We start from the raw sequence: 16,383 nt of genomic DNA on the forward strand, positions 1-16,383 counted from the left end.
TCTCCTTAGAGATTCTGACGTGACTTGCGTCTTCATATTCGGGTTTGGGGAGGCCGCTCCCTCTCGGAACCGGCCCGCGAGAAAGCTCTCGCCCCGCACCCCCGGCAACGGGTGGCGAGCCTCCTCGCCTCCCGTAACCAAAGTGAGTGCTGGACTTGCTCGCCCCGCACCCCCGGCAACGGGTGGCGAGCCTCCTCGCCTCCCGTAACCAAAGTGAGTGCTGGACTTACTTGCCCTGCACCCCTCCGGTGGCGGGGCGGCGATCTCCTCGCTACCCGTAACCAGAGTGGGTGCTGGACTTACTCGCCCCGCACCTTCGCGACGATCTCCTTGGCGATGTGCGCGGGCACTTCCGCGTAGGAGTCGAACTGCATGCTGTAGCTCGCGCGTCCCTGCGTCTTGCTACGAAGGTCTCCCACGTAGCCGAACATCTCAGAGAGCGGCACGAGCGCCTTGACGATCCGGGCGCCGGAGCGCTCGTCCATCGCCTGGATCTGCCCGCGGCGACCGTTGAGGTCACCGATGACGTCACCCATGTAGTCCTCGGGCGTGGTGACCTCGACGGCCATCATCGGCTCCAGGATTACGGCGTCCGCCTTGCGCGCGGCCTCCTTGAAGGCCATCGAGCCGGCGATCTTGAAGGCCATTTCGGACGAGTCCACCTCGTGGTAGGCACCGTCCTGCAGGGTGACCTTGACCCCGACCATGGGGTAGCCGGCGAGAACACCGAACTCGGCCGCCTCCTGGGCGCCCGCGTCGACCGAGGGGATGTACTCCCTCGGGATGCGGCCACCGGAGACCTTGTTCGCGAACTCGTAACCGTCGTTGCCCTCGCCCAGCGGCTCAATGTCAATGATGACCTTGGCGAACTGGCCGGAACCACCGGTCTGCTTCTTGTGGACGTAGTCGACCTTCTCCACCTTGCGGCGGATGGTCTCCCGGTAGGCCACCTGAGGCCGGCCGATGTTGGCCTCGACCTTGAACTCGCGGCGCATCCGGTCGACGAGGATCTCCAGGTGGAGCTCGCCCATACCCCAGATGACCGTCTGCCCGGTCTCCTCGTCACGACGGACCTGGAAGGACGGGTCCTCCTCGGCCAGACGCTGGATCGCGGTGCCCAGCTTCTCCTGGTCGCCCTTGGTCTTGGGCTCGATGGCGACGCTGATGACCGGCGCCGGGAAGTTCATCGACTCCAGGACCACGGGGTGAGCCGGGTCGGCCAGGGTGTCACCGGTGGTGGTGTCCTTCAGGCCCATGACGGCGACGATCTGACCGGCGACGGCCGACGGGCGCTCCTCGCGCTTGTTGGCGTGCATCTGGTAGATCTTGCCGATCCGCTCCTTACGGCCCTTCACCGAGTTGACCACGGCGGTGCCGGTCTCGAGCGTGCCCGAGTAGATGCGGATGTAGGTGAGACGGCCCAGGTGCTGGTCGCTCATGATCTTGAATGCCAGCGCGGAGAACGGCTCGTTCACATCCGCGTGGCGCTCGATGACCTCGTCTTCCTTGCCGACCGCGTGGCCCTTGAAGGCCGGGATGTCGGTCGGAGCGGGAAGGTAGGCGACGATCGCGTCGAGCAGGGGCTGAATGCCCTTGTTCTTGAACGCGGTGCCGGTCAGGACCGGGTTGATGGCGCTGCTCAGCGTCGCGCGGCGGATGGCCGCGACCAGCTGCTCCTCGGTGGGCTCGACGCCCTCCAGGAAGAGCTCCATCAGCTCGTCGTCGTTCTCGGCGACCGTCTCGACCAGCTTGTCACGCCACTCGCGAGCGGCCTCGGCGTGCTCGGCCGGGATGTCGACGGTCTCGTACATCTCGCCCTTGGCCGCCTCGGCGCTCCAGAGCAGACCCTTCATCTTGACCAGGTCGATGACGCCCTTGAAGTCGGCCTCGACGCCCCAGGGAAGCTGAAGAACCGCGGGGGTCGCGTTCAGGCGGCTGATCATCATGTCGACGCAGCGGTGGAACTCCGCGCCGACCCGGTCCAGCTTGTTGACGAAGCAGATCCTGGGAACTTCGTAACGGTCGGCCTGACGCCACACCGTTTCGGACTGGGGCTCGACGCCTGCAACGCCGTCGAACACGGCGACGGCACCGTCGAGGACGCGGAGCGAGCGCTCCACCTCGATCGTGAAGTCCACGTGACCCGGCGTGTCGATGATGTTGATCGTGTGGCCGAGCCACTCGCAGGTCGTAGCAGCGGAGGTGATGGTGATACCACGCTCCTGCTCCTGCTCCATCCAGTCCATCGTGGCTGCGCCCTCGTGGACCTCACCGATCTTGTAGTTGATACCGGTGTAGAACAGGATGCGCTCAGTCGTCGTGGTCTTGCCCGCGTCGATGTGAGCCATGATCCCGATGTTGCGGACCTTGGCCAGGTCAAGAGCGGTCGTGGTGGCCACTTCTCTCGCGTCCTCGTCGTCTCGTCGAAGCCGCTGTTACCAGCGGTAGTGGGCGAAGGCCTTGTTGGACTCGGCCATCTTGTGGGTGTCCTCACGCTTCTTGACGCTTGCGCCGAGGCCGTTGCTGGCATCGAGCAGTTCGTTCATGAGGCGCTCGGTCATGGTCTTCTCGCGGCGGGCCCGGGAGTACTGCACCAGCCAGCGCAGGGCCAGGGTGGTGCTGCGCGCGGCGCGCACCTCGACCGGGACCTGGTAGGTCGCGCCACCGACACGGCGGCTGCGGACCTCAAGGGTGGGCTTGACGTTGTCCAGCGCGCGCTTCAGGGTGACGACCGGGTCGTTACCGGTCTTCTCCTTGGCGCCTTCGAGGGCGCCGTACACGATGGACTGAGCGATGGACCGCTTACCGTCCAGGAGCACCTTGTTGATAAGCGCGGTGACCAGGGGCGAGTTGTGAACCGGGTCAGCCATGAGCTGACGACGGCCAGGAGAACCCTTGCGAGGCATTCTTACTTCTCCTTCTTCGCGCCGTAACGGCTACGGGCCTGCTTGCGGTTACGGACACCCTGGGTGTCGAGCGAACCGCGGATGATCTTGTAGCGAACACCCGGCAGGTCCTTCACACGACCACCGCGGACGAGCACGATGGAGTGCTCCTGAAGGTTGTGACCGACACCGGGGATGTAGGCCGTGACCTCGATACCGTTGGTGAGCCGGACACGCGCGACCTTGCGGAGCGCGGAGTTCGGCTTCTTGGGGGTCGTGGTGTAAACGCGCATGCAGGTGCCGCGTCGCTGAGGGCTGGCCTTGAGCGCCGGGGTCTTGGTCTTGGTGACCTTGTCCTGGCGGCCCTTGCGGACCAGCTGCTGAATCGTGGGCACCGCGTCTCCGTTCGTGCTAGCCGGTTAATCGAATGTCGTGCATTTTGCAGGTACTGCCGGTGTCATGACCTGCGGTTCTTTCATCCCCTCCGACCCACGCGGTCGGGCGTGTCGCGCACTTGTCACGCCACAACCCGGTCAAGGCCGGTCCGGTGGAGGAGGCCATGCGGCGCCCCTGCCGACTCCCCACCGGGAACCTGTCGACGCACACGCATGAGGGCCCATGAAGACATGAGCACGAAGGGCAAGACTACCCAGCCCAGCGCAACACGTCAAAACGGCCGCGCCCGCAGGGCGCCGCTGCGGGCGCCCGCATTCGTGTCATGACTCCCACGACCGGTTACCGACCGACCGCTTCTGGGTCCACGTTGAGTTTACCCGTCGCAGAGCACTTCTCCGGCCGTTCTCCCCATTAACGTACGGCTTTCGCCGCAACATTCCGGTCAAGAAAGGGCCACACCCACCCGTCACGGACGTGAACACGGTGGAAAGACAGCGGCGCCCGGCCCCCTGCCGGGGACCGGGCGCCGCCTGCGATCACTTAGCGGTTGTACTGACCGAAGTCGTACTCCTCCAGCGGCACGGCCTCACCGGAGCCCGAACCGAAGGTGTAGTCCGCCGCGGAGCCGTCGTAGCCGCCGACCGTGTACATCGCGGCCTTGGCCTCCTCGGTGGGCTCGACCCGGATGTTGCGGTACTGCGGCATGCCGGTACCGGCCGGGATGAGCTTTCCGATGATGACGTTCTCCTTGAGGCCGAGCAGCGAGTCCGACTTGGCGTGGATCGCCGCGTCGGTGAGCACTCGGGTCGTCTCCTGGAAGGACGCCGCGGACAGCCAGGACTCGGTGGCGAGCGAGGCCTTGGTGATACCCATCAGCACCGGACGCCCGGAGGCCGGCGTGCCGCCCTCCGCCACGCACTCGCGGTTGATCCGCTCGAAGCGCGGCCGCTCGACGAGCTCACCGGGCAGCATGTCGGCGTCGCCGGACTCCAGCACGTTCACGCGCTTGAGCATCTGCCGCACGATGATCTCGATGTGCTTGTCGTGGATCGACACACCCTGCGAGCGGTAGACCTGCTGGACCTCCGCCACGAGGTGCAGCTGCACGGCCCGGGGGCCGAGGATGCGCAGCACCTCGTTGGGGTTGACGGCACCGGCGATCAGCTGCTGGCCGACCTTGACCCGCTGCCCGTCGGAGACCAGCATGCGCGACCGCATCGACACCGGGTAGGCGACCTCCTCGGAACCGTCGTCCGGGACGATCACGATCTTCCGGGTCTTGTCGGTCTCGTCGACGCGGACCCGGCCCTCGGCCTCGCTGATCGGGGCGACGCCCTTGGGGACGCGCGCCTCGAAAAGCTCCTGGACACGGGGCAGACCGTGGGTGATGTCGGCGCCCGCCACACCACCGGTGTGGAAGGTCCGCATCGTCAGCTGGGTGCCGGGCTCACCGATCGACTGGGCGGCGATGATGCCGACCGCCTCGCCGACGTCCACGAGCTTGCCGGTCGCGAGCGAGCGGCCGTAGCAGGTGGCGCAGACACCGATCTTGGCCTCGCAGACGAGGGCGCTGCGGGTCCTGACGGTCTCCACTCCGGCCTCGACCAGGGCGGTGACGTGGATGTCGTTGATGTCGACGCCCACCGGCGCGATGATCTTGCCGTCCACCTCCACGTCCTCGGCGAGGATGCGGCCGTGCACGTTGCTCTCGGCGTTCTCCGCCTTGACCAGGTTGCCCTGAGCGTCGCGGTCGGCGACGTGCAGCGGGACGGCGCGGTCGGTGCCGCAGTCGATCTCGCGGACGATGACGTCCTGCGCGACGTCCACCAGACGACGGGTCAGGTACCCCGAGTCGGCGGTCCGCAGCGCGGTGTCCGCCAGACCCTTCCGCTGGCCGTGGGTGGAGATGAAGTACTCCAGCACCGACAGACCCTCGCGGAACGAGGCCTTGATCGGGCGCGGGATCGTCTCACCCTTGGTGTTGGACACCAGACCACGGATGCCGGAGATCTGCCGGACCTGCATCAGGTTTCCTCGGGCGCCCGACTGGACCATCATCCAGACCGGGTTGGTCTTCGGGAACGCCTTCTGCATGTCGTCGGTCACGTCGCTGGTCGCGTGCGTCCAGATCTCAATGAGCTCCTGACGACGCTCCTCGTCCGTGATCAGACCACGCTCGTACTCGCGCTGGACCTTGTCGGCCCTGCGCTCGTACGTCTCCATGATCTCGGACTTGTTCGGCGGCGCGATGACGTCCTCGATGGAGATCGTCACACCGGCCCTGGTCGCCCAGTAGAAACCGGCGTCCTTGAGGGCGTCGAGCGCGGCCGCGACCTCGACCTTGGGGTACTTCTCGGCGAGCTCGTTGACGATGACCGACAGCTGCTTCTTGCCGACCTGCGAGTTCACGTACGGGTAGTTCGCCGGCAGGGTCTGGTTGAACAGGCACCGGCCCAGAGTGGTCTCCAGGCGGTAGCTGTCACCGGCCTCCCAGCCCTCGGGGCCCGCCCAGCCGCGGGGCGGCGGGACGTCTCCCCGCATCCGGATCTGGATCTGCGACTGGATGTCGAGCTCCCGGCGGTCGAAGGCCATCAGCGCCTCCGACACCGAGCCGAAGACCCGTCCCCGGCCGACGCCGTTCTCGTCCTCGTCCTTGAGCGTGGTCAGCGAGTAGAGACCGATGATCATGTCCTGGGTGGGCATGGTCACGGGCTTGCCGTCGGCCGGCTTCAGGATGTTGTTCGTCGACAGCATCAGGATGCGGGCCTCGGCCTGCGCCTCGGCGGACAGCGGCAGGTGCACGGCCATCTGGTCACCGTCGAAGTCCGCGTTGAACGCGGTGCAGACGAGCGGGTGGATCTGGATGGCCTTGCCCTCGACCAGCTGCGGCTCGAAGGCCTGGATGCCCAGGCGGTGCAGGGTCGGCGCGCGGTTGAGCAGCACGGGGTGCTCGGTGATGACCTCTTCGAGGACGTCCCACACGACCGGGCGAGCACGCTCGACCATCCGCTTGGCCGACTTGATGTTCTGCGCGTGGTTCAGGTCGACCAGGCGCTTCATCACGAACGGCTTGAAGAGCTCCAGCGCCATCTGCTTGGGCAGACCGCACTGGTGCAGCTTCAGCTGCGGGCCGACGACGATGACCGAACGGCCGGAGTAGTCGACTCGCTTGCCCAGCAGGTTCTGGCGGAACCGGCCCTGCTTGCCCTTCAGCATGTCGCTGAGGGACTTCAGGGGGCGGTTGCCCGGACCGGTGACCGGGCGGCCACGGCGGCCGTTGTCGAACAGCGCGTCGACGGCCTCCTGGAGCATCCGCTTCTCGTTGTTCACGATGATCTCGGGGGCACCGAGGTCGAGAAGCCGCTTGAGGCGGTTGTTCCGGTTGATCACACGGCGGTACAGGTCGTTCAGGTCCGAGGTGGCGAACCGGCCACCGTCGAGCTGCACCATGGGGCGCAGGTCCGGCGGGATGACCGGGATGCAGTCGAGGACCATCCCGTTGGGCGAGTTGCGGGTGTTCAGGAACGCCGACACGACCTTGAGACGCTTGAGCGCGCGGGCCTTCTTCTGGCCCTTGCCGCTGCGGATCGTCTCGCGCAGGTTCTCGGCCTCAAGGGCGAGGTCGAAGTTGGTCAGACGCTCCTGGATGGCCTGGGCGCCCATGCCACCGCGGAAGTAACGGCCGAAGCGGTCGCGCATCTCGCGGTAGAGCAGCTCGTCGCCCTCAAGGTCCTGGACCTTGAGGTTCTTGAAGCGGCTCCAGACCTCGTCCAGCCGGTCCAGCTCGCGCTGGGCCCGGTCACGCAGCTGCCGCATCTCACGCTCGGCGCCCTCACGCACCTTGCGGCGCTGGTCGCCCTTGGCGCCGGCGGCCTCAAGCTCGGCCAGGTCGGTCTCCAGCTTGCGCTGGCGAGCCTCGATGTCGGCGTCACGGCGCTGCTCGACGTGCTGCCGCTCGACGGAGATCTTCGCCTCCAGCGACGGCAGGTCACGCTCGCGCATTTCCTTGTCGACGTGCGTGATCATGTAGGCCGCGAAGTAGATGACCTTCTCGAGGTCCTTCGGGGCCAGGTCGAGCAGGTATCCCAGACGGGACGGGACACCCTTGAAGTACCAGATGTGCGTGACGGGCGCGGCCAGCTCGATGTGGCCCATCCGCTCACGACGCACCTTGGCGCGGGTCACCTCGACGCCACAGCGCTCACAGATGATGCCCTTGAAGCGGACGCGCTTGTACTTACCGCAGTAGCACTCCCAGTCGCGGGTCGGACCGAAGATCTTCTCGCAGAAGAGTCCGTCCTTCTCGGGCTTGAGCGTCCGGTAGTTGATGGTTTCGGGCTTCTTCACCTCACCGTGCGACCACTGGCGGATGTCGTCGGCGGTCGCGAGGCCGATCCGAAGCTCGTCGAAGAAGTTGACGTCGAGCACTTGTAATCCCCTCCTCAGCTTCTAGATCAGACCTCTTCGACGCTGCTCGGCTCACGCCGGGACAGGTCGATGCCGAGTTCTTCCGCGGCGCGGAAGACGTCTTCGTCGGTGTCGCGCATCTCGATGGACATGCCGTCGCTGGAGAGCACCTCGACGTTCAGGCACAGCGACTGCATTTCCTTGATGAGGACCTTGAACGACTCCGGGATGCCCGGCTCGGGGATGTTCTCGCCCTTGACGATCGCCTCGTAGACCTTCACCCGGCCGAGGACGTCGTCGGACTTGATGGTGAGCAGTTCCTGGAGCGCGTAGGCGGCGCCGTACGCCTCCAGAGCCCAGACCTCCATCTCACCGAAACGCTGGCCACCGAACTGGGCCTTACCACCGAGCGGCTGCTGGGTGATCATGGAGTACGGGCCGGTCGAACGAGCGTGGATCTTGTCGTCGACCAGGTGGAGCAGCTTCAGGATGTAGATGTAGCCGACGGAGATCGGGTGCGGGAACGGCTCGCCGGAACGGCCGTCGAACAGCTGGGCCTTTCCGTTCGCGCCGACCATGCGCCCGCCGTCCCTGTTGACCAGGGTGTTGTCGAGCAGGCCGATGATCTCTTCCTCGTTGGCACCGTCGAACACCGGCGTGGCCATGTTGGTGCGCGGGTCGACCTCTGCGAAGCCCTTGTCGCGCAGCCGCTCGGCCCATGCCTCCTCGATGCCCGAGATGTCCCAGCCTCTGGCCGCGATCCATCCCAGGTGGGTCTCCAGGACCTGGCCGACGTTCATTCGGCCGGGCACGCCCAGCGGGTTGAGGATGATGTCGACCGCCGTGCCGTCCTCAAGGAACGGCATGTCCTCGACCGGAAGGATCTTGGAGATGACACCCTTGTTGCCGTGACGGCCGGCCAGCTTGTCACCGTCGGTGATCTTACGCTTCTGGGCCACGTAGACGCGGACCAGCTCGTTGACGCCGGGGGGGAGCTCGTCGCCCTCCTCGCGGCTGAACACGCGAACGCCGATGACCTTGCCCTGCTCGCCGTGCGGCACCTTCAGGGAGGTGTCACGGACCTCGCGGGCCTTCTCACCGAAGATCGCGCGGAGCAGGCGCTCCTCGGGGGTCAGCTCGGTCTCACCCTTGGGTGTGACCTTGCCGACGAGGATGTCGCCGGGGACGACCTCGGCGCCGATGCGGATGATGCCGCGCTCGTCGAGGTCGGCCAGGACCTCCTCGGAGACGTTCGGGATGTCCCTGGTGATCTCCTCGGGGCCCAGCTTGGTGTCGCGGGCGTCGACCTCGTGCTCCTCGATGTGGATCGAGGACAGGACGTCGTCCTGCACCAGGCGCTGGGAGAGGATGATCGCGTCCTCGTAGTTGTGACCCTCCCACGGCATGAACGCCACGAGGAGGTTCTTGCCCAGGGCCATCTCGCCGTTGTCGGTGCAGGGACCGTCCGCGACGACCTGGTTCACCTCGATCCGGTCGCCTTCCGCGACGATCGGCTTCTGGTTGAAGCAGGTGCCCTGGTTGGAGCGCTTGAACTTGGCGACGCGGTAGGTCGTACGGGTGCCGTCGTCGTTCATCACCGTGACGTAGTCGGCGGAGACCTCCTCGACCACGCCCGCCTTCTCGGCGGTGATGACGTCGCCGGCGTCGGTCGCGGCACGGTACTCCATGCCGGTGCCGACCAGCGGCGCCTCGCTCTTGAGCAGCGGCACCGACTGGCGCTGCATGTTGGAGCCCATGAGCGCGCGGTTGGCGTCGTCGTGCTCCAGGAACGGGATCATCGCGGTCGCCACGGACACCATCTGGCGTGCCGAGACGTCCATGTAGTCGACCTCGTTGGCGCGCAGGGACTCGAACTCCCCGCCCTTCCTGCGGACGAGCACCCGCGACTCGAGGAACGTTCCGTCGGGGCCGATCGGCGTGTTCGCCTGGGCGATGACGTGCCGGTCCTCCTCGTCCGCGGTCAGGTACTCGACCTGGTCGGTGACCCGGCCTTCGACGACCTTGCGGTACGGGGTCTCGACGAAACCGAAGGAGTTGACCCGGCCGAAGGAGGCCAGCGAGCCGATCAGACCGATGTTCGGTCCTTCCGGCGTCTCGATCGGGCACATCCGGCCGTAGTGCGAGGGGTGAACGTCCCGGACCTCGAAGCCGGCCCGCTCACGGGAGAGACCACCGGGGCCCAGCGCGGACAGACGACGCTTGTGCGTCAGGCCGGCGAGGGGGTTGGTCTGGTCCATGAACTGCGACAGCTGGGAGGTGCCGAAGAACTCCTTGATCGACGCCACGACCGGGCGGATGTTGATCAGGGTCTGCGGCGTGATCGCCTCGACGTCCTGGGTCGTCATCCGCTCACGGACGACGCGCTCCATGCGGGCCAGCCCCAGGCGGACCTGGTTCTGGATGAGCTCGCCCACCGTACGGAGCCGGCGGTTGCCGAAGTGGTCGATGTCGTCGGTCTCGACGACGATCTCACCGTTGGCGCCGGGCATCGACACCTCGCCGGCGTGCAGCCGGACGATGTACTCGATGGTGGCGACGATGTCGTCCTCGGTGAGCGTGCCCTGGGTGATCTCGCTGTCGACCCCGAGCTTCTTGTTGATCTTGTAGCGGCCGACCTTGGCGAGGTCATAGCGCTTGGAGTTGAAGTACAGGTTCTCCAGCAGCGTCTGCGCCGACTCCTTGGTCGGCGGCTCGCCCGGGCGCAGCTTGCGGTAGATGTCGAGCAGGGCGTCGTCCTGGCCGGCCGTGTGGTCCTTCTCCAGGGTCGCCCGCATGGACTCGTACTGCCCGAAACGCTCAAGGATCTGCTCGCTGGTCCAGCCGAGCGCCTTGAGCAGGACGGTGACGGCCTGCTTGCGCTTGCGGTCGATGCGGACACCGACGCTGTCCCGCTTGTCGATCTCGAACTCTAGCCAGGCGCCCCGGGAGGGAATCACCTTGCATCCGTAGAGGTCCTTGTCCGAGGTCTTGTCGACGCTGCGGTCGAAGTAGACACCCGGGGACCGGACCAGCTGGGAGACGACGACACGCTCGGTGCCGTTGATGATGAATGTGCCCTTGCCGGTCATGAGCGGGAAGTCGCCCATGAACACGGTCTGGCTCTTGATCTCACCAGTGGTGTTATTGATGAACTCCGCCGTGACGAACATCGGGGCGGAGTAGGTCATGTCCTTGTCTTTGCACTCATCGACTGAGTACTTGGGCGGCTCGAACCGGTGGTCCCGGAACGACAGGGACATGGTTCCGGAGAAGTCCTCGATGGGACTGATCTCCTCAAAGATCTCTTCGAGGCCCGACTGGGCCGGAACGTCCTTGCGCCCGGCCTGGCGAGCCGCCTCGACCCGCCCCTTCCACTTCTCGTTGCCGAGCAACCAGTCGAAGGACTCGGTCTGAAGAGCGAGAAGATCAGGAACTTCGAGCGGCTCCTGAATTCGTGCGAAAGACACACGACGGGGACCGGCGGGTACGGCGAAGGCGTTGCGCGAGGCTGCCAACAGATGTCCTTCCGAGGGCTCGCGGCGGACTGACTACACGCACGCCAGACGACCATGCATCAGAGCACCAAAAGAAGCGGGTCGTCAAAGGGCAGCGCAAAGGGGCAGTGTAGCCGAACGGCACACACCTGTCCACCTCAGTCTCACTGCAAGCTCCACGTTGGTCGCAGCATCGCCCGTCAGAGCCGAAACGTCAAGCCCGGGAGCTGACATTTCGGCAGGGAAATAGCCGAGACCCTGGGAGTTTTCCCACCGGGTGACCTGCGCACACCACAGGATCCAACACGATCTCCGACCTGGTGTGGCTGACGCTGAGTCACCCGGCGGTTCGAACGCCAGCCGATGGTTCGACTGATGATCGACGCTGCCATGGCAGGTGTACCCAACCGCGGACCCACCCCAAACCAAGATTTTACTAACAATTGAATGAAGCGACGCGCCGATCATGGTGACGGAGGATCTCCGAGCAGTGTGGAGAGCTCGGCGACGAACCAGCGGGAGTCCTTCTTGACCATGATGAACCTGGCCCGGTTCTGGCTGACCTGGCGGCGCGGTTCCTTCTCCCCCTGAGGGGTCTTCACGGTGCTCATGTTCATGAACAGCAGCACCTGGACCCGGCCGGAGTCGCCGGACTCCACCGACTCCACGCCCGCCCCGATCACCGTCGCCTGCTGCACGGCTCTCTGCTCCCTGGCCTGCGCGGCCATGCCCCTGGTCAGCTGCCGGTAGTGCAGGCTGAGCGCCCCGGTCGTGTAACCGCCCGCCCTTGCGAAATCCTGTTCGATCGTACGATAGTCGTAGGACAGCATGTCGGAGGCGACCGACCGGGCCGTGGCGAGCGCCTCCTGTCCGGCCCTCTCGTCCGCGCGCAGCCTGCTGAGATCTGTGAACATGATCCAGACCACCGCCGCGAGCGCGAGCGCCACGACGACCATGAGTCCGACCGCCAACCGGGAGGCGCGCGTCACGGCACCAGCTCCGCCTTGGACACGAGCCAGGCTCCCCCGACCTTGGTCACTTCCATGTTCCACCGGTGGAACTGCTCCCGTGGAGCGTTCTTACTCCCGTCCCACCGGATCACCTCATCGCCCACCACCATCACCTGGGCCGTGTCCCCGGTCAACGAGACCAGCCCCAGGGCGCGTAGCGCGCCCGCACGGAGGATCTTGTCCTTGATCGTGCCCTCCCTGCGCTCCGCGGCGGTTCTGACGTACTCGGCCCTGGCCTCACCTGTGGAGCCGTCGAGGATTCGCTGGATGTCGGCGTCGACGCTCCGGTATCCGACGGAGAGCAGATGCACCGCGTGCGCTCCCGCCGCCCGTGTCGCCGCCTGTCTGTCGTCCGCCGCCGCCTGGGCGTCACGCAGGTCGGAGCCGATCCAGAGCGCGGCGACGAGCAGCATCGCGATCAGCACTCCGAGCACCGGTGCTGCGATCCTGAGCGTGCGACGGGGGCGGCGGGGGCGAGCGGCGTGCACTGCCATGCGTTCTCTCCCATCGCACGGTCCGTGGAACGCGAGCCGGTGAGCGCGGCTTTCCCGCCACCGGGACGGCATGCTCCCCGATCGCCGGATCATAACCCGCCGCGCAGATCCGCATACCAGCCTTTGCTCACCTGCTTCGGGCCGTTTCGCCCAGCGTTTCGCTTCGTGCGGTGAACGGCGGGACGCCCGCTACCCGCCCGCGGTCAACGTGCGCCGTGGACGTGCGCCGTGACCAGCCGGGGATACTCCTCCAGCCAGTTCCGGCCCCTCTCGTCCACGAACGAGTTGGGCGGCGGGATGACCCCGTTGGCGGCCAGCCACGAACCCGGCGGGCGCTGCGTGCGGCGGATCCGGCTCTCGCTCGGCATCAGTTGCGGCGGGATCGGCGGCAGCCCGCCGGGGTCGTGCCCCATCTGGGCCTCGGCCTCCAGCTCGGAGACGTCCTTCTCCTCGGACATGCCGATCGGGCCGTGCCTGCGGGCGTTGAGGAACTGCCTGACCACCGGCTCGTCGCTGGAGAGCAGCATCTCCCTCGGCCCGAACATGATCAGCTCACGCCGGAACAGCAGACCGATGCTGTCGGGCACCGTACGGGCGGTGTTGATGTCGTGGGTGACGATGAGGAAGGTCGCCTCGATCTCCGCGTTGAGATCGACGATCAGCTGGTTGAGATAGGTCGTGCGAACCGGGTCGAGGCCCGAATCGGGCTCGTCGAACAGGATGATCTCGGGGTCGAGGACCAGTGCCCTGGCCAGGCCCGCACGCTTGCGCATGCCGCCGGAGATCTCGCCGGGAAGCTTGCCTTCGGCGCCGGCCAGCCCGACGAGCTCCATCTTCTCCATCACGATGCGGCGGATCTCGGTCTCGCTCTTCCTGGTGTGCTCGCGCAGCGGGAAGGCGACGTTGTCGTAGAGGTTGAGCGAGCCGAACAGCGCCCCGTCCTGGAACAGCACGCCGAACAGCCGCCTGAGCTCGTAGAGCTTGTTCTCACTGCAGTTGGCGAGGTCGTGCCCGTCGATCCAGATGTGGCCGCGTTCGGGCCTCAGCAGGCCCACCAGGGTCTTCAGGAAAACGGATTTGCCCGTACCGGACGGACCGAGCAGCACGGAGATCTCACCGGCGGGAAGCGTCAGCGTGACGTCCTCCCAGATGACCTGCTTCCCAAACGACTTGGTCAGACCCTCTACCACGACTTCGACGCCCACGTGCCGCCTTTCAGGAGCCCGCGGGACGTGCCCGTCCCGCGGCGTGCCGGAGACTCCGCCGGCAGAACCTGCGACTGCATCAACCGTAGCCGCGATCGCCCGAATTGGAAGAGGGTCCAATAGCTTCCGTCGATCGTTATGCCGTGGTTATAAGACATCGTGTCCAACAGAGCGAACACAAAAAGAGCGGGCCACCGGCACCAGGTGGACCCGCTCTTTCCGGTAAGACGAACTACTTGACGGTGACCGTCGCGCCGGCACCCTCAAGGGCGGCCTTGGCCTTCTCGGCCTGCTCCTTGTTGACCTTGCCGTCGAAGACGGACTTGGGAGCGCCGTCAACGAGGTCCTTGGCCTCCTTGAGGCCCAGGCTCGTCAGGGCGCGGATCTCCTTGATGACCTGGATCTTCTTGTCGCCGGCGGCCTCGAGGACGACGTCGAACTCGTCCTGCTCCTCGACCTCTTCGGCAGCGGCCGCACCGGGGGCGGCAGCGGCGGCGACGGCGACCGGAGCGGCGGCCTTGACGTCGAAGGTCTCCTCGAAGAGCTTCACGAAGTCGGACAGCTCAAGAAGAGTCATCTCCTTGAAAGCGTCGAGCAGCTCGTCGGTGCTGAGCTTCGCCATGATGGTTCCTCCATACGGATCTGACTATTAGGGAAAGTTGGGACCGCGGTTGCGTTAATCCCCTGTGACCGCCTGCGCGGACCTACTCGCCGGCGCCTTCGCGCTTGGCGCGCAGTGCCTCGGCCAGCTGAGCCATGTTGGTGGGCAGCGCGTTGAAGACGGCGGCCGCGTGGCCCTGCTTCGCCTTCATCGCACCGGCCAGCTTCGCGAGGAGAACCTCACGCGACTCGAGGTCGGCAAGCTTGGTGATCTCGTCCGGCGTCATCGACCTGCCGTCGACGACACCGCCCTTGATGACCAGGAGGGGATTGGCCTTGGCGAAGTCACGCAGACTCTTGGCAGCCTCGACCACGTCGCCGTTGACGAACGCGATCGCCGACGGACCCGCGAGCAGGTCGTTGAGCTGGTTGAACCCGGCCTCAGTGGCCGCGATCTTGGTCAGCGTGTTCTTCACCACGGCGAACTTCGCATTCTCACCGAGAGAAACGCGCAGCTGCTTGAGCTGGGCGACGGTGAGACCGCGGTATTCGGTCAGAACGGCAGCATTGGAGCCGTCGAAGCTGCTCTTCAGCTCAGCGACAGCCGTTGCCTTTTCTGCCTTCGCCATGGGCCTCCTTCCAGATGTGCCGCCGGGGTAAGGGCCCATGAAAAACAGACAAGCCCCGGCGCAGGCGCACGGGGCTCACATAAGGAGATTAATCCAGATGAAAACTCACATCACACCTACGCGGGCCGTCCACTGACGTGGCTCCTTGGGTCATCAGGCCATGCGGCCCGACGACGACCGGCGGTCTTCGGCGTTGACAGCGTACGCCCTGCCGTCCACGAATGCCAAATCAGTCCTGGAAACCGGTCCCGCCCCCGTCGACGGGAAAAGGCTCGCGCCCCCCGCCCGTGCGGGCGAGGGGCGCGAATCTCGGGAGAACCTCAGTTTCCGCCGCGGTGCTCGGGCAGGTCGCCCACCTGGTCGGCGGGCGGCGCGGTGATCTCGACGGGCTCGTTGAAGCCCTTGAAGAACGCCGTCAGGCCGAACGTCACACCCCGCTCCGAGCCACCGAGCGTGACCTTGCGGGGCAGGCTCTGCGCATCGGCCCAGAGGTCGAACTTCACGTTCTTGACCTGCGAGAACTCCTCCTGGAGCTTCTCGCGCTTGGCCGGGTCGAGCAGCTGTGCGGCCTCGGCCACCGGGAAGGTACCGCTGTAGTGGGTGGTGTCGACCCCGCCGACCGTTTCGGTGCCGACCGCCTTGACGTCCTTCGAGGCGGTCAGCAGCTTGACGGTGCCGGCCAGGTCGAACTGCTGGGCCTGGTCCATGAACTGCCTGACCCCGGCCTGCCCCTTGGCGTCGAGCTCGCTGAGCGACACCTTGACCCACGGCTTGGTGGTGCCTGCGAACCTGTTGAGGAGCTCGGACTTCACGTAGACCGTCTCACCCGACAGGATGGCCCGCGCCCCGCCGGGCACGTTCTGGCCGCCGAAGGTGACCGTGTCGAGCTTGATGTCCGTCGCCAGCTGGGGCTTGCTCTGGTAGAGCATGCTGCCCTGGATCTTGCTCGCGCCCTTCTCGCCGCCGCTCGCGTCGAGAACCAGGTCCGCGGAGTAGGAGGTGACCTCCTCGGCCTTCTGCGCACTCTGCTGCACCGCGTCGGCCGCGGCCAGTTTGACGTTTCCGAGGGAGCCGGTGCCCTGCGCACCGCATCCCGCGACCGCGACGAGCGCGGCCGCTCCCAGTGCCACTGCCGGAGCCAATCGGCGCATTTCGTCTTCACCCTTTCGTTCCCCCGATGATCCTGACTACGACAGTACGCGCCGGGAAAGCCGGGCGCGTCCTTCGGAAGAACGAAGAAGGGCCTCAACCGAATGGCCATTC

Annotated in this window: 11 protein-coding genes; all 11 read right to left on the minus strand. The window is 66.1% G+C overall.

What is annotated here, in order from left to right; translation table 11 throughout:
- Positions 1-299 precede the first annotated feature (299 nt).
- The 11 genes from fusA to ABZ260_RS10805 all read right to left on the minus strand — a co-directional run bounded on the left by fusA (position 300) and on the right by ABZ260_RS10805 (position 16,250).
- Positions 300-2,399: an elongation factor G gene (gene fusA / locus ABZ260_RS10755; protein ID WP_355615533.1), complete on the minus strand. Its 2,100-nt coding sequence runs from the start codon at positions 2,397-2,399 to the stop codon at positions 300-302.
- A gap of 36 nt (positions 2,400-2,435) precedes the next feature.
- Positions 2,436-2,906, minus strand: coding sequence for a 30S ribosomal protein S7 (gene rpsG, locus ABZ260_RS10760; protein WP_012887827.1), 471 nt, complete (start codon positions 2,904-2,906; stop codon positions 2,436-2,438).
- A 2-nt stretch (positions 2,907-2,908) separates the two neighbouring features.
- On the minus strand, positions 2,909-3,280 hold the full coding sequence (rpsL, locus tag ABZ260_RS10765; RefSeq protein WP_012887826.1) for a 30S ribosomal protein S12: 372 nt from the start codon (positions 3,278-3,280) through the stop codon (positions 2,909-2,911).
- Positions 3,281-3,821: 541 nt separating this feature from the next.
- A complete protein-coding gene (locus ABZ260_RS10770) occupies positions 3,822-7,709 on the minus strand; it encodes a DNA-directed RNA polymerase subunit beta' (protein WP_355615535.1) in 3,888 nt (1,295 codons plus the stop codon).
- Positions 7,710-7,735: 26 nt separating this feature from the next.
- Complete coding sequence (rpoB, locus tag ABZ260_RS10775) at positions 7,736-11,203, minus strand: DNA-directed RNA polymerase subunit beta (RefSeq protein ID WP_355567499.1); 3,468 nt, start codon at positions 11,201-11,203, stop codon at positions 7,736-7,738.
- Positions 11,204-11,646: 443 nt separating this feature from the next.
- A complete protein-coding gene (locus tag ABZ260_RS10780; protein ID WP_355567496.1) occupies positions 11,647-12,171 on the minus strand; it encodes a hypothetical protein in 525 nt (174 codons plus the stop codon).
- A complete protein-coding gene (locus ABZ260_RS10785) occupies positions 12,168-12,686 on the minus strand; it encodes a hypothetical protein (RefSeq protein ID WP_355615537.1) in 519 nt (172 codons plus the stop codon). The genes ABZ260_RS10780 and ABZ260_RS10785 overlap by 4 nt, the downstream gene beginning before the upstream one ends.
- 203 nt (positions 12,687-12,889) lie before the next feature.
- Positions 12,890-13,891 carry an ABC transporter ATP-binding protein gene (locus ABZ260_RS10790; protein ID WP_350953879.1) on the minus strand — a complete coding sequence of 334 codons (1,002 nt, stop codon included), beginning with the start codon at positions 13,889-13,891 and terminating at the stop codon, positions 12,890-12,892.
- A 232-nt stretch (positions 13,892-14,123) separates the two neighbouring features.
- On the minus strand, positions 14,124-14,513 hold the full coding sequence (rplL, locus tag ABZ260_RS10795) for a 50S ribosomal protein L7/L12 (RefSeq protein WP_030923997.1): 390 nt from the start codon (positions 14,511-14,513) through the stop codon (positions 14,124-14,126).
- Between the two features lie 82 nt (positions 14,514-14,595).
- Entirely contained in the window at positions 14,596-15,120 is a 525-nt protein-coding gene (gene rplJ, locus ABZ260_RS10800) for a 50S ribosomal protein L10 (RefSeq protein WP_030923995.1), read from the minus strand.
- A gap of 320 nt (positions 15,121-15,440) precedes the next feature.
- Positions 15,441-16,250 (minus strand): LppX_LprAFG lipoprotein, encoded by an 810-nt coding sequence (locus ABZ260_RS10805; RefSeq protein WP_355615539.1) that lies wholly within the window; start codon positions 16,248-16,250, stop codon positions 15,441-15,443.
- Positions 16,251-16,383: the final 133 nt, after the last annotated feature.

The organism is Streptosporangium sp. NPDC006013, assembly GCF_040614275.1.
Classification (GTDB): Bacteria; Actinomycetota; Actinomycetes; order Streptosporangiales; family Streptosporangiaceae; genus Streptosporangium.

Excerpts from the sequence above, each read along its gene's own strand:
- rpsG (WP_012887827.1), bottom strand. The coding sequence starts at position 2,906 with ATGCCTCGCAAGGGTTCTCCTGGCCGTCGTCAGCTCATGGCTGACCCG.
- ABZ260_RS10785 (WP_355615537.1), bottom strand. The coding sequence starts at position 12,686 with ATGGCAGTGCACGCCGCTCGCCCCCGCCGCCCCCGTCGCACGCTCAGG.
- rplL (WP_030923997.1), bottom strand. The coding sequence starts at position 14,513 with ATGGCGAAGCTCAGCACCGACGAGCTGCTCGACGCTTTCAAGGAGATG.
- rplJ (WP_030923995.1), bottom strand. The coding sequence starts at position 15,120 with ATGGCGAAGGCAGAAAAGGCAACGGCTGTCGCTGAGCTGAAGAGCAGC.